Below are 13,698 nucleotides of genomic sequence, written 5' to 3'. Positions count from 1 at the left end.
CAGGACGACACGACCCAGCTATGCCAGGGGCGTGAACCTCGCCGACGGGGCGACCGACCAGTCGCCGAGGACGGCGACGTCCTCCCCCACCCCGACGTTGATCACCTCGGACTGGTCTGCCGGTGCCGCCGAGACGTCCCGGTCGAACGCCGCGGCGGTGGCGTCGTCGAGGCCGAGCTGACCCAGGACGTCACGGAACGTCGTGGTCACCTCGCCGGCGGACGTCTGCGGGGTGCTCACCCTGAACGAGCAGTCGCCTCCGCTACCGTCCCGGCGGAAGTCGACCAGGTCGGTCTCGGTCTCGATGGTCCGTCCCGGCAGCACGAAGCGCACGCGGCGCGGCTCCGGCGTCGCGTAGATCGCGGTCGACGTGCCGGCGTCGATGCCGAAGGCCTCGTCGCTGGGCTGCCCGGTCAGGTCCCACGTCTCGGTGCCGTCGGACGTGGAGTGGGCAGTCGGCGCGCCGGGGCGACCGTCGTCACTGGTCACGTTCGCTCCTCCACAGGCGGACAGCACGATGAGAACGGCGCTCGCGACGGCGAGCCGGCGGCTCACCACACCCGCACCGTTCACGACGTCAGACGGGAGGCCAGGTGCCGGAGAAGATGACCCGCCCCGACCCCGCCAGAGGAGCGATGCCCGCGGCAGGACCGACCGACCACTGGCCGAGCACCACGGACGTCGCACCCACGTTGATCCGCTCGGACTGGTCGCTGGGTGCCGCAGCCACCTTCTGGGCGAAGGTGTCGGCCGGCGTCTCGTCCACCTGCAGCTGGCGAAGGACATTGCGGAAGGCCTCGGTCAGCGGGTCCGGCTTCAGCTGCGCCGTGCGGACGCCGAACGAGTAGTTGCCCGTGGCTCCTCGGTAGAAGTCGACCAGCACGGCGTCGGTCTCCACTGTCCGTCCCGGTAGCGCGATCCGCACCCGGCGAGGCTTGCCCGGCGTCTCGTAGATCGCGGACGACGAGTCCTTCTCGATACCGAAGGCCTCGTCGCTGGGCGTGCCGGTCAGGTCCCAGGTCTCGACCCCGTCGACCTTCGAGTACGCGGTCGCCTCGATCGGCTCGTCTGGACGGTCCTTGTCACTGGTCACGGTCACTCCTCCACAGGCGGACAGCACGATGAGAACGGCGCTCGCGACGGCGAGCCGGCGGCTCACCACGCCCGCACCTTGGTATCGACCAGGCCGTCGATGATCGTCGGCAGGCGGTCGATCAGCCGTAGGTCGTCGATCCGTCCTCTCACCGAGCTGTTGAGGATCTGCTCGACTTGCTCGGGGTCGTTCTCGACCAGGTCGAGGTAGACCGGCAACGTGTCGTCCTCGATCAGCCCCCATCGGGTGTCGAAGTCGGCGATGTTGGACCGCGGGATGTTGATCGTGACGTCGGCCCCCTGCGTGCCGGGCATCAGCGGCATGGTGTCGACCCGCACATGGATGGGGTCGTCGACCTGGCCCAACGTCTGGGTGCCCGGGATGGACGGCTGCCCGACCACGCCCATGATGTAGGTCATGGCCTCGCCTGTCACTGGGTGGTTCTTCATGTCCTGGTACTGATCGGCGATCGTGTAGTACTGCTCGCGCCGGAGAAGTTCTTGGTTGCCGAGGTTCAGCATGTCGGTGTCCCCCGTGCGGATGCCCTCGTCGACCGCCTTCCACGCCTCCATGGCCTGGTTCACCTGCCGCTCGTCGTCTCCCAGCAACCCTGCTGCACGCAGCTCCTCGATGCTCTCCAACCCGCCGTCAAGATAGGCCTCGTGCATCATCGATGCGTCGTAGAAGATGTCCTTCTGCATCTGCAGGAACGTGGTCTGGTAGAACTTCAGCTCTTCTTCGCTCATCCCGGCGATCTCGTCGAGCTGGCTGACGGGGAACGGCAGGGCCGAGTCGGGAATCGGACCGAGCGTGTCCTTCATGGCCTTGGCGATGTCCTGGAACAGCTCGAGGTCCTCGAACCCCGCCGCGAACGACGGCCCGATCATGGCCGCCATGCCGGCCCACCGGAAGTTCGGGTTGTTGAGATAGAGCTGCGCGTAGTAGTCGTACGTCTTCTCGTAGTGATCGCTGACCGCCTCGGCACCCTTGCTGACGTCCCACGTGCTGAGGTCGATGCCGGCCTTCTCGGCCGCGCGGGCGACGTACATCTGCTGCAGCAGGTCGGCGTACTCCGTCGGGTCCTTGCCGAGGCTGCGGGCCAGCTCGACCAGGCGCTCGAGCTCGGCGGACGGTGTGGACAGCGGCTGCGGGGCGAACAGCTCGGCGTCGGTGAGGGTGACGGTCGACCGGATGCGGGTCGCGGCGGACTGCGCGGCGGCGGTGAGCGTCGCGACGGCCGCAGTCACGGCTGCCCGCGCGTCGGTGAGGTCCTGCTCCGCCTGGTCCAGCTTTGCCCGGTCGACGACCGTCGAGAAGTCGGGGGCCAGGGGCGGCATCTCGATCGTCGGGGTCAGCTGCCGATCGGGCGCCTGCAGCGCTGCCTCCGCCTGGAGTCGGCGCGACTCCGCCTCCTCGGCGTCGTCGACGGCGCGGGCCGTGCTGGTGCGTGCCGCCGCGACGTCGCCGCCGTACTCGGTCAGCACGCTGGCGACCCGCCGGCACTCCTCCTCGGCCCGGCCGACGGCCGACAGCGTCTGGCGCGCGTCATCGACGAACGTCAGGGCCGCCTGCCCGGTCCAGCCCTCGGCTCCGGCCAGCCGCTGGAGCGCATCACGGGTCTGCGCCAGCGCCTCGCCGCGACGCGTGTAGCCGAGCGCGACGGCGTCGACGTCGCTCTCGTCGGCGGGGACGGGATCGGTGTCGAGGCCCACGAGGTCCCAGCGCAGCGCCCGGCGCGTCATGGCGTGTCCTCCGCGAGAGCCGACTCGGCGAGCTGCCGGTCGGCCTCGGCGAACGAGGTGGACGCGCCGGCAGCGAGCTCGCCGCTGGCCTGGAGCCGCGACGCCAGGGCGCTGCGCTGCAGGGTCCAGTCGGCCTCGAACTCCTGAAGTGCGCTCACGATCTCGGGACGCGCGACGTGCGTCTCGTCGACGTCGGACATCTCGGGCTCGTCGCGCACGGTCGCCGACAGATCGGTCATGTCACGTCCCAGCTGCGTCAGCGTGGGAGCCGAGTAGGTGACATCGGCCATCGGTACGTCCCCCCGTCCCTCGATTGCGTCTCGTGACTGATTGTCGCGTCACTCGCCCCAGGGAGCAAGGTGGCGGGCGGGCTCTATCCGGTGTTGCGCAGCCCCGCCGAGATGCCGTTGATCGTCAGCAGCAGCGCCCGCTGCAGGTCGGGATCGGGCTCGTCGCCGTCGGGCACGTCGCGCACCGATCGCAGCAGCGACACCTGGAGCGCGTGCAGTGGCGCGAGGTAGAAGTCGCGTAGCTCGAGCGTGCGCTGCAGGACGGGTGCCGACTCCAGCAGCGTCTCGTCGCCGGTGACCCGCAGCACCTGCTCGACCGTCAGCTCGTGCTCGCGCCGGATGACGTCGAACAGCCCCCGCGACGCCTCGGGCACGAGGGCCTGGACGTACTGCGAGGCGATGTCGAGATCGGTCTTGGTCAGCGTCATCTGCACGTTCGACACGAAGGTGCGGAAGAACGCCCACGAGCCGTACATCTCCTGCAGTGTCTGGCCGCGGCCGTCGTCGAAGGCGGCCTTGAGCCCTGACCCGACGCCGAACCAGCCGGGCAGGATGATGCGCGACTGCGTCCAGCCGAACACCCACGGGATCGCGCGGAGGTCTTCGAGCCCGCCCATGCCGCCGGGACGCTTGGCGGGCCGCGACCCGATGTTCATCTTGCCCAGCTCGTCGACCGGCGTGGCCGAGACGAAGAACGGCACCAGCTGGTCGTCGGCGACGAGAGCCCGGTAGGCCTGCTTGCCCTGCTCGGCGACGAGGTCCATCGTGCCGTTCCAGCCCTCGAGCAGGTCGGCGGGCAGCAGCGAGGTGCGGTGCAGCACGGACGCCTCGAGCACCGCGGCCAGCGCGCTCTCGAGGTTCTGCCGGCCGAGGCCGGGCAGCGCGTACTTGTCGGAGATGACCTCGCCCTGCTCGGTGATCTTGATGGGCCCGTCGAGGCTGCCGTAGGGCTGCGACATGATCGCCTCGGCCGTGGGACCGCCGCCGCGTCCGGTCGACCCGCCGCGACCGTGGAACAGCCGCAGCACGACCCCGTGCTGACGGGCGACGTCGCGCAGCTGGCGCTGGGCGCGGTGCACCTGCCACTGAGAGGCCGCGATGCCGGCGTCCTTGGACGAGTCGGAGTAGCCGAGCATGATCTCCTGCACGTCGCCCCGGGCCGCGACGACGCGGCGGTAGGTCGGGTCACTCAGCAGCGCCTCGAGCAGCGGCCCGGCGTTCTCGAGCTCGGCGACGGTCTCGAACAGGGGCGCGAAGCCGATGCGGGCGACGTCCTTGCCGGTGTCGGACTGCGCCCCCGTGAGGTCGACGAGCCCCACCTCGCGGGCGAGGACGACGACCGCGAACAGGTCGTCGACGTCGTGGGTCATCGAGACGATGTAGGTCTCGACGACCTCGGGGCCGTACGTGTCGAGGGCCTCGCGGATGACCCCCAGCAGGTCGAGCGACGCCGTGGCCGCCTCGCCCAGACCACCGGCGCCGACGCCCGTGAGGGGACGCGGCGACGCCATCTCGTGTGATAGCACCCGGATGCGCTCGGGACGGTCGAGCGTCCCGTAGGTGTCGTCGCCGAGCCGGGAGTACAGCTCGGCGAGGGCCGCGTGGTGCTTCTCGCTGTGCTCGCGGACGTCCATCGTGGCCAGCCCGGCCCCGAACGTGACGGCGGTGCGGATGAGGCGCAGGATCGCGCCGTCGCCGGTGAGGTGGTCGCCCGCGGCCAGCATCGAGTCGCGCACCAGCGTCAGGTCGTGCACCAGCTCGGCGACGGTCAGGTAGTCGCGGCCCGGCTCGTGCGGGGTGCCGTTGACGAGCCGGTCGCGGGCCCGCATGAGGCGCACCCGCACGAAGCTGAGCTTGAGCCGGTAGGGCTCGTCGGCGTTGAGGCGGCGGATCGACTCCCACGTGATGGGCAGCGCACGGGCATCGGCCTCGAGGCTCTCGCGCAGCTCCTCGGTGGCCTCCACGATGCGGGTCGAGGCGGTCATCTCGGTCAGCACCTCCTCGACCATCGTGATGAGCTCGGCGAGGCCCGACGTGTGCTGCAGGTGCAGGATCTCGAGCGTCACGGCGGGCGTGACGTTGGGGTTGCCGTCGCGGTCGCCACCAGCCCACGTGCCGAAGCGCAGGGGGCGGGCGGTCGCGGGCAGCGTGACGTCGACCCGGCCGAGCTGGCGGTCGAGCTCGTCGAGCAGGTCGGGGACGACCTCGGCAGCGATCGAGCGCAGGTAGTAGACGGCCGTGCGGGCCTCGTCGGACGGCTCGGGGCGGACGACCCGCAGCTCGTCGGTCTGCCACACGAGGTCGACCAGCTCGGCGAGGCGTCGCTCGTCGGCCCGCACCTGGGCGGCGGGACGGCGGGGGTCCTCCATCGCCCGGACGGTCTCGGCGACCTTGCGCAGCAGTCGCAGGACGCTGCGCCTGCTGGCCTCGGTGGGATGAGCGGTGAAGACGGGGCGGTACTCGAGCCGTCCGAGCACCTCCTCGAGCAGGTCGCGCGACAGGCTGCCGTCGGCGAGAGCGTCCGCGATGCGGCCGACGGTTGCGGACAACGGGCCCTCGTCGCCGGCGGAGACCTCCTGCCAGCGGTGCAGCTGCTCGGTCGTGTTGACGAGCTGGAAGTAGGCGGTGAACGCCCGGGCCAGCACCACCGCGGTGCCCGGCTCGATCGCGTCGAGGGTCTCGCGCAGCGCGGCGTCCTCGGGCTGACGGGCCAGGCGGCGCACCTTCTCGACGAGCTCGAGCAGCTCGGCCCCCTCGTGGCGGGTCAGCGCCTCGCCCAGCAGGGTCGTGAGCTGACGGACGGACGCTCGCAGCGCCGCGTGCTCGGCATCGGACGAGAGGCCTCCGCCGAAGGACGCCGCATCGGGCTGGCGGCGGTCGGACGCGAGGATCTGCTCGGTGGTGCGGCTCGGAGAGGTCACGTCCCCAGTCTGCCGGGTCGATGTGTCACCCACGTGACCAGCGGCCACCCCGGGGAGGTGGATGCTCCACCGAAAGCCCGGAGCGGTGGAATCTCCACCGTCTCAGCGCGCAAACACGCTCAGACGGTGGAGGAACCACCGCCCGGCGGGAGACGGGTCAGACCCGGGGCTTCCAGCCGATCGCGGGCAGGACGTGCTCGGCCAGGGCCGACAGCAGCCGGACGTTGTAGGCGACGCCCAGCTGGTTGGGCACCGTCAGGAGCAGCGAGTCGGCCTCGCGGACGGCGACGTCCTTGGCCAGCTCCTCGGCGAGGGCGTCGGGCTCGCCGACGTACGACTTGCCGAAGCGGGCGATGCCGCCGTCGAGGTGACCCAGCTGGTCGTCGCCGGAGCGCTCGCCGAAGTAGGCCCGGTCCTGGGCGTCGAGCAGCGGGATGACGCTGCGGCTCACCGAGACGCGGGGCTCGCGCTCCCAGCCGGCGGCGGTCCAGGCGGCCTTGTAGCGCTGGATCTGCTCGAGCTGCAGCTCGTCGAACGGGACGCCGGTGTCCTCGGTCAGCAGCGTCGAGCTCATCAGGTTCATGCCCTGCTGCGCCGCCCACTCACCCGTGGCGCGCGTGCCGGCACCCCACCAGATGCGGTCGGACAGGCCGGGTGCCTGCGGCATGACGGGCAGGCGCACCGAGCGTCCGGTCATGCGGGGGTCGGAGTCGACGACCCCCGCACCGGCGATCGCGGCGCGGAACAGCTCGGTGTGGGCACGCGCCATGTCGGCATCGGACGTCCCCTCGGCCGGCACGTGGCCGAACGACTCGTAGCCCTTCAGCGCCGTCTCCGGTGATCCGCGGCTGATGCCGAGCTGCAGCCTGCCCTCGCTGATGAGGTCGGCCGCGGCAGCGTCCTCGGCCATGTAGAGGGGGTTCTCGTAGCGCATGTCGATGACGCCCGTGCCGATCTCGATGCGGCTCGTGCGCGCGCCGACGGCGGCGAGCAGCGGGAACGGCGAGGCGAGCTGGCGGGCGAAGTGGTGCACCCGGAAGTACGCGCCGTCGAGGCCGAGCTCTTCGCTCGCGACCGCGAGGTCGATCGACTGCAGCAGCACGTCGCTCGCGGTGCGCGTCTGCGAGCCGGGGACGGCCTGATAGTGGCCGAAGGACAGGAATCCGACACTGGTCATGCAAGATTCAACCACCCGCCGGCGGGACATGTTCCCGGCACCCGTCGAGACGGGTGGCCGCCCGGTCGGCGACCGTCGATCGTCACCGCACCCTAGAGTCGACTCGTGATCGTCGTCGCCCTCGTGGTCCTGGCCCTCGGACTGGCGACCGCACCGCTGGCCCGCTCCGGGGCCGTCGCCCGTCCCCCGCTGGCCGCGCACGTGCCGGGCCAGCCCGTCTGGGTGCGCCCGACCCCGCCGTTCCGCTTCCGCGTGTGGGCGATCGCGGCGGCGTTATCGGTGCTGCTGACGGCCGTGGCGATCGCCGTCCAGCCGGCCTTCCAGGTGGCCGCCGCCTTCTTCGGCCTCGGGATCCTCGGCGTCATCACGGCGATCTTCCGGCGTTACCGCAGCGGGTGCGAGGAGGTGCGCGCCGCCGTCGAGGCCTACGCGCCACGGCTCGCGATGCCCTACGCCGGCAAGGCCGGGCACCACATCGGCATGTGGTCTCCGTGGATCGACCGCACCGGCATCCCGTGGGTCGTCGTGGCCCGCACGCCGGCACTGTTCGAGCAGCTCGCGGCGATGTATCCCGAGACGCCGATCGTGCAGGGACGCATCCCGGCCACGGTGACGGGTGCGCTCTACCCGCACGGGGCGACGACCAACACCGAGTTCATCGAGGCGTCCCCCGGCGCGACCCACGTGTTCCTCGGACACGGCGACAGCGACAAGCCGCTCAGCGCCTCCGAGCGGGTGCTGCACTACGACGTCGTCGCAGTCGCCGGACAGGCCGCGATCGACCGGTTCGCGGCGGCCGGCCTCGAGGTGCCGGCCGAGAAGATCCGCGTGATCGGACGTCCGCAGACCGAGGGCATCACGACGGGCGCGCAGCGGATGCCGAAGCGCCCGACGGTGCTGTACGCGCCCACCTGGCGGCACGCCGACGACACCCTCAACGTGTCGTCGCTGGCGGTGGCCGAGCGCATCGTGCAGGCGCTGCTCGACCGCGGGTGCACCGTCGTGTTCCGCCGCCACTTCGCCGGCCAGAACCACGTCGACGCCGAGGCGATGATCGTCCGGGTCAACCGGATGCTCGCGGCCGACGCCGAGGCCACCGGACGTCCTCACCGCTTCGGCACGGCCGCGATGGACGAGCCGCTGATCGAGGCGTTCAACTCCGTCGACGCGATGGTCTCGGACATCTCCGGCATCGTCGTCGACTTCATGGCGAGCCTCAAGCCGCTGGTCATGTACGCCGCGCAGGCAGACGACCCCGACGCTTTCCGCGCCGCGCACCCGACGGCGCAGGCCGCGTACGTCGTCGACCGCCACCTGACGCAGCTCGACAGTGCGCTCGACGCGGCGCTCGGCAAGGACCCGCTCGCCGCGGCACGCCGGGAGCGCGCCGACCACTACCTCGGCACCGACCGCGCCGAGCCCGCCCGGCGGTTCATCGACCTGCTGGAGGAGCTCGGCCGGTAGGTCGCGGCAGCGCGGACGTCATCACCTCAGTACCTGCGTTAGCGCGACGGGGATGACGTCCCGCCGCGGGACCGCGGACGTCATCACCTCAGTACCTGAGTTGCCGCAAACGGGATGACGTCCCCGCCGGGAGCGGACGTCAGGCGGTGCGGGCCAGTGCGGCGTCCGCAGCTGGCCCGGCGCGGACGTCAAGACGTCCCGGGGTCCGTGGGATCAGCAGCGCCACCCCCACCGCGACGACGGCGACGGCCGCCAGCACCAGGAAGCCGTCGCGGTAGCCGGCCTCGAGCGGGAAGCCGCCGGCACCCGTGCGGGCCGTGATGACGCCGCCCATCATCGCGGTGCCGATCGATCCGCCGATGAGCCGGATGTTGGCGTTCATGCCGCTGGCGACGCCCGTCTGGTGACGCGGCACCGAGGCCAGCACGACCCCCGCGAGGCTCGAGACGACGCAGCCGATGCCGATGCCCTGCAGCACCATCAGGGCGCTGATGTGCCACGACTCGTCGTGCAGGAGGGCGACCCCGGAGAAGGCCAGCACGTTGGCGGCGGCTCCGATGCTGATGACGCGCCGGGCGGTCAGTCGTCGCACGAGCCGGGGCGCGACGAAGCCCATCACGAACGCCGCCATCGACGATGGCAGCAGCACCCACCCCGACTGCGAGATCGAGTCGCCGAAGCCGTAGCCCGACGCGACGGGGGTCTGCAGCAGCTGGGGCAGGAAGCCCAGCGACGCGAACGTCCCGAACCCGGCGACGAACGCGACGGCGTTGGACGTCCACACACCGCGCTCGCGCATCAGGTCGAGGTCGATCAAGGGGACGGCCGCGCGCCGCTCGGACGCGATCCAGCCGGCCATCAACACGGCGGCCGCCACGAGCAGGCCGAGGATCGTCGACGATGTCCAGCCACGGTCGTTGCCCTCGCTGACCGCGAGCAGCAGACAGACGAGCCACCCCGACAGCAGCACCGCGGGCAGGACGCTGATGCGTCCGCTGGCCGTGACGGGCGACGCCGGGACGAACAGGACCGCACCGACCGCGGCCAGGGTCGTGGCGATCGCCGGCAGCCAGAACAGCCACGGGTAGCCGAGCCCGTCGACGATGGGTCCGGCGAGCACGATGCCGATGCCGAAGGCCGCCGACACGAGCGAGGCGAGCAGGCCGACGGCGGTGCCCGACCGCTCCGGCGACACCTCGTCGCGGACGATGCCGAACGCGAGCGGCAGCACACCACCGCCGAAGCCCTGCACGACGCGGGCGACGAGCATCCACTCGATCGAGGGCGCAACCGCTGCCATGGCCGAGCCGATCGCGAGCATGACCAGCGTGACGACGAGCATCCGCTGCTTGCCGACCGCGTCGCCGATGCGCCCGATCAGCGGCGTCGCGACGGCCGCCGAGAGCAGGTAGGCGGTCAGCACCCACGTGACGGTCGACTGGTCGGTGTCGAACCGGCGCTGCACCTCGGAGAGGACGGGGACGATCAGCGACTGCAGGAGCCCGAACGCGGCGGTGCCGAGAGCCAGCACCGCCACGGTCAGGCGGGGTCCCACAGGTCGACGCACGATCGGGTCAGGCGCTCATGACCGCGAGCTCGCGGTCGAGACGCTCCTGCTCGAGCTTGTCCTCGATGCCCTTCTCGGAGATCGACGGGATCATGAGCCCGGCGAAGGCTGCGGCCAGCAGCGCGCCGCCCAGGACGACGAAGCCGGCGGTGTAGCCGATCTCCTTCGGAAAGCCGCTGGGCAGGAAGTGCGCCGTGACGATGCTGGCCATGACCGCGGTGCCGATCGATCCGCCGATCGTGCGGATGTTGGCGTTCATGCCACTGGCCACACCCGTCTGGGCGGGGGTGACGGCGGCGACGATCAGGCCGGCGAGGCACGCGAACGCCAGGCCGATGCCGGTGCCGATGACCGCGTTCGAGACGGCGACCTTCCAGGGCTCGTCGTGCCAGCCAGCCATCATGAACATGCCGATCGCGCCGATCACCGATCCGACGACGACCACGGTCTTGGGGCCGATACGACGGGCGATGGGAGCCGCGACGAGGCCGGTCAGGAAGGTCATAATCGCCGACGGCAGCAGGATCAGTCCCGACTCGGTGACCGTCGAGCCGAAGCCGTAGCCGTTGGCGGCGGGCGTCTGGTTGAACTGCGGGATGAAGCCGAACGAGGCGTACATGCCGACACCGAGCAGCAGCGCGACAAGGTTGGTCGTCCACACGCCGGGCAGGCGCATCATCTTCATGTCGATGAGCGGGACGTCGACCGTCAGCTCGACGCGGATCCACGCCACCAGCAGCACGATCGCGACGACGATCAGGCCGACCGTGCGCGGGTCACCCCAGCCCCACTTGGGTGCCTGGCTCAGGCCGAGGAGGAGGGCCACGAGCCACGCCGACAGCAGGACGGCGGGCAGGATCGCGATGCGTCCGGGAGTGCGGACGGGCGACTCGGGCACGACGACCGCGGCCACGACGGCGGCCGTGGCCGTCACGATGAACGGCAGCCAGAACAGCCAGCGGAATCCGAGGCTGGACGTGATGGGTCCGGCGAGCACGATGCCGGCACCGAAGCCGACGGCCAGCAGCGACGAGACGACGCTGACCGCGCCGCCGATCTTCTCGCGCGGGAACTCGTCGCGGATGATGCCGAAAGCGAGCGGCAGCACGCCGCCGCCGACGCCCTGGATGACCCGCGCGACGATCAGCAGGCCGATCGTCGGGGCCAGCGCGGCGGCGAGCGAGCCGATCGCGAGGGCCGCGAGCGAGATGACGAGCAGGCGCTGCTTGCCGTAGGCGTCGCCGAGTCGTCCCATGATGGGGGTGAAGACCGATGCCGACAGCAGGTAGCCGGTCAGCAGCCACGTGACGGTGTTCTGGTCGGTGTTGAACTCGGTCTCGAGCTCGGACAGGACGGGGATGGTCAGCGACTGCATCAGCGTGTACGACGCGACGGAGACGGACAGGACGGCGAAGGTCACCCAGTAGTGGGTGCGACGGTTTTGCGTGGGCACAGAAAAGACTTTCGAGTTCATGGGGGCAGGCGACGGCATCGCGTGAAGCGATTGCTTGCTGCAACCATGTTAAGGGCCCGCTTGTTCCCGATCCCACGGAACGTGCGCGGGCTCACGCTCCGCCGCGACGTCCCTGCCACACGATGTGGGCACTTCCTGTCGGTCCGTGCCGCCGAAACCAGCAGAACCTGCCCACATCTCATGCGGCGTGCGCAGGCCGCTACTGCCTGGTCAGCGTCACGATCTCGGTGCCCCCGGACGTGTAGACGGTCATCTGGTCGTCACTGTCGAAGGCGACCTGGTAGCTGGCCTGGTTGGGCGGTTGACGCACCACCAAGGTGTAGCGGCCATCCGTCTCGGCATCGGACAAGGTGCAGCTCATCCCGCCGCCGATGTCGAGCGGCTCGGTGCCGTTGTAGTACATGCCGGAGCACTGGCCGTCCTCGGTGATGGTCTTGGTGACGCTGCCGTCCGAGGCCGACCACACGCCCACGATGCTCGGCGCGGCGTCGGCGCACCCGGCGGACGTCAGCGCGACGATCGAGCACAGCAGCGATGCTGCTGCCACCCGGCGACCCACTCGAGATGAGGTCGTGCGCTGGCCCGTCATGCCGCTGCCTCATCCGACACCGACTGCTTCAACAGCCGCGAGAACGTCTGGAACGGCTTGAGTGCGGCGCTGTCGGCCGGGCCGATCGGGATGAGCAGGACGGTCGCACGAGACGTCAGGTACGTGCCGGGCAAGAACGTCACGGTGCCGGTGTCGGTGGTGTCGTCCGGAGGGGCGTAGGTGACCGCGAAGGCTCCGACCTTGGCGAATCCGCCCTTCTTCACGTGGAAGGCGATGAAGCCCTCCTCCGCGTCGGTCTCGTCCCGGTGGATCTTCGTGATCAGGCCCGCCGAGCGCTCCGCGACGTCATCGGCCGCGGCGAGCACCTGCTCGAAGGAGAGGTTCGTCCCGACGGTGAAGAGGGTGGCAGCGAACTTGTCGTCGATCTTCGCCATGGCCCTATCCCGCCTGCTTCGCGGCCTGGTAGAGCTTGCTGCCGGTCCAGCACAGCGCAGCACCGACGACGCCGATGACGGCGAACGGGACGAGCTCTTCGGGGTAGAAGCCGATCACGAAGAACTTCACGCCCGCGACCGCCAACGCGATCCCGCCGATCACGGCCAGCAGGATGCCGGCACTTTCTCTGCTCATCATGGCTCTCTCTCACTGGCTCGGGCAGGGGCCTGGACGTCAGTCGTACGACTCGTCTGCGGCGTGCCCCAGCGTGGCGTCCCAAGGTCCCCCGGCGACACCGGGAAACCACGGGTTCACGGGGGCGGCGAGGCTCAGTCGTCGAGCAGGTCGCCCGGGCCCAGCCCCAGGTGCCTCTCCAGATCGGCCGCCGAGTGGGTCGCCAGGTAGTCGGCGAACGTGTTGGCGACGTTCGCCCAGTGGTCCTCGGCGGTGCGCGCACTGATGAAGAGGCGCTCGCCGATGCTCGCGAACGACTCGCCGCGCGCCCGCGCCGACAGCACCTCGCGCTGCCGTGTCGTCAGCCCGCCGATCAGACCGCGATGGTCTGCGAGCTCGACGAGACCGACCATCGTCTGGGTCATGACGACCTCACCGGCGCCGACAGCGATGACCGCACGCTCGAGCACCTCGATCGGTGCCGTCTTGCCGACCACTCCGCGCGCGCCCTTCGACAGGCAGCCCGCGAGAACCTCACGTCGTCTCTCGTTGGTGTAGATCAGCACGTTGTAGCCCGCGTCGCTGACGGCGCGCACGGCAGCACCGCCTTGAGACCTCGCGGTCGTCGACGTGTCGAGCTCGAGGTCGAGCAGCACGACGTCGACGTCCACCCGCTCGGCCAGGAGCGCCTCGACCGAGTCGAGCTGGGCCTCGAAGTCGAACATGGGCAGGAGCAGCGGGAGTCCGGCCCGCACCACCGTGTCGTCGTCGACGGACGCGACACGCAACCGACGTGACCCGCCGCCGCTCA

The 13,698-nt window shown here is 70.6% G+C and carries 13 protein-coding genes; 1 reads left to right on the top strand and 12 read right to left on the bottom strand.

Going from position 1 to position 13,698, the window contains the following annotated elements; genetic code table 11:
- Positions 1–18 precede the first annotated feature (18 nt).
- The 6 genes from JOF40_RS06080 to JOF40_RS06055 all read right to left on the bottom strand — a co-directional run bounded on the left by JOF40_RS06080 (position 19) and on the right by JOF40_RS06055 (position 7,223).
- Positions 19–489 (bottom strand): hypothetical protein, encoded by a 471-nt coding sequence (locus JOF40_RS06080; RefSeq protein WP_129181027.1) that lies wholly within the window; start codon positions 487–489, stop codon positions 19–21.
- An 88-nt stretch (positions 490–577) separates the two neighbouring features.
- The gene (locus tag JOF40_RS06075; protein WP_129181025.1) at positions 578–1,093 is read right to left on the bottom strand and encodes a hypothetical protein; all 516 of its coding nucleotides are present in this window, start codon (positions 1,091–1,093) and stop codon (positions 578–580) included.
- A gap of 62 nt (positions 1,094–1,155) precedes the next feature.
- The gene (locus JOF40_RS06070) at positions 1,156–2,835 is read right to left on the bottom strand and encodes a hypothetical protein (RefSeq protein ID WP_129181023.1); all 1,680 of its coding nucleotides are present in this window, start codon (positions 2,833–2,835) and stop codon (positions 1,156–1,158) included.
- The gene (locus tag JOF40_RS06065; RefSeq protein WP_129181021.1) at positions 2,832–3,125 is read right to left on the bottom strand and encodes a hypothetical protein; all 294 of its coding nucleotides are present in this window, start codon (positions 3,123–3,125) and stop codon (positions 2,832–2,834) included. The genes JOF40_RS06070 and JOF40_RS06065 overlap by 4 nt, the downstream gene beginning before the upstream one ends.
- Positions 3,126–3,208: 83 nt before the next feature.
- On the bottom strand, positions 3,209–6,046 hold the full coding sequence (gene ppc / locus JOF40_RS06060; protein ID WP_209674409.1) for a phosphoenolpyruvate carboxylase: 2,838 nt from the start codon (positions 6,044–6,046) through the stop codon (positions 3,209–3,211).
- A 157-nt stretch (positions 6,047–6,203) separates the two neighbouring features.
- Positions 6,204–7,223 carry an LLM class flavin-dependent oxidoreductase gene (locus JOF40_RS06055; RefSeq protein WP_129181020.1) on the bottom strand — a complete coding sequence of 340 codons (1,020 nt, stop codon included), beginning with the start codon at positions 7,221–7,223 and terminating at the stop codon, positions 6,204–6,206.
- 105 nt (positions 7,224–7,328) lie between these two features.
- Here JOF40_RS06055 and JOF40_RS06050 point away from each other — a divergent pair, with 105 nt between their 5' ends.
- Positions 7,329–8,687: a CDP-glycerol glycerophosphotransferase family protein gene (locus JOF40_RS06050; RefSeq protein WP_129181018.1), complete on the top strand. Its 1,359-nt coding sequence runs from the start codon at positions 7,329–7,331 to the stop codon at positions 8,685–8,687.
- A gap of 139 nt (positions 8,688–8,826) precedes the next feature.
- Here the strand turns inward: JOF40_RS06050 and JOF40_RS06045 are convergent, their stop codons facing one another.
- The 6 genes from JOF40_RS06045 to JOF40_RS06020 all read right to left on the bottom strand — a co-directional run bounded on the left by JOF40_RS06045 (position 8,827) and on the right by JOF40_RS06020 (position 13,675).
- Positions 8,827–10,242 carry an MFS transporter gene (locus JOF40_RS06045; protein ID WP_188111700.1) on the bottom strand — a complete coding sequence of 472 codons (1,416 nt, stop codon included), beginning with the start codon at positions 10,240–10,242 and terminating at the stop codon, positions 8,827–8,829.
- A gap of 19 nt (positions 10,243–10,261) precedes the next feature.
- A complete protein-coding gene (locus JOF40_RS06040; protein WP_246152790.1) occupies positions 10,262–11,707 on the bottom strand; it encodes an MFS transporter in 1,446 nt (481 codons plus the stop codon).
- Positions 11,708–11,927: 220 nt separating this feature from the next.
- Positions 11,928–12,275: a hypothetical protein gene (locus tag JOF40_RS06035; RefSeq protein WP_129181011.1), complete on the bottom strand. Its 348-nt coding sequence runs from the start codon at positions 12,273–12,275 to the stop codon at positions 11,928–11,930.
- A gap of 38 nt (positions 12,276–12,313) precedes the next feature.
- Positions 12,314–12,712: a hypothetical protein gene (locus JOF40_RS06030; RefSeq protein ID WP_129181009.1), complete on the bottom strand. Its 399-nt coding sequence runs from the start codon at positions 12,710–12,712 to the stop codon at positions 12,314–12,316.
- Between the two features lie 4 nt (positions 12,713–12,716).
- Positions 12,717–12,908: a hypothetical protein gene (locus JOF40_RS06025; protein ID WP_129181007.1), complete on the bottom strand. Its 192-nt coding sequence runs from the start codon at positions 12,906–12,908 to the stop codon at positions 12,717–12,719.
- Positions 12,909–13,042: 134 nt separating this feature from the next.
- Positions 13,043–13,675, bottom strand: coding sequence for a LuxR C-terminal-related transcriptional regulator (locus JOF40_RS06020; protein WP_209674407.1), 633 nt, complete (start codon positions 13,673–13,675; stop codon positions 13,043–13,045).
- Positions 13,676–13,698 lie beyond the last annotated feature (23 nt).

It is taken from the genome of Aeromicrobium fastidiosum (assembly GCF_017876595.1).
GTDB classification, from domain to species: domain Bacteria; phylum Actinomycetota; class Actinomycetes; order Propionibacteriales; family Nocardioidaceae; genus Aeromicrobium; species Aeromicrobium fastidiosum.
This window is presented reverse-complemented; position numbering and strand designations above follow the sequence as displayed.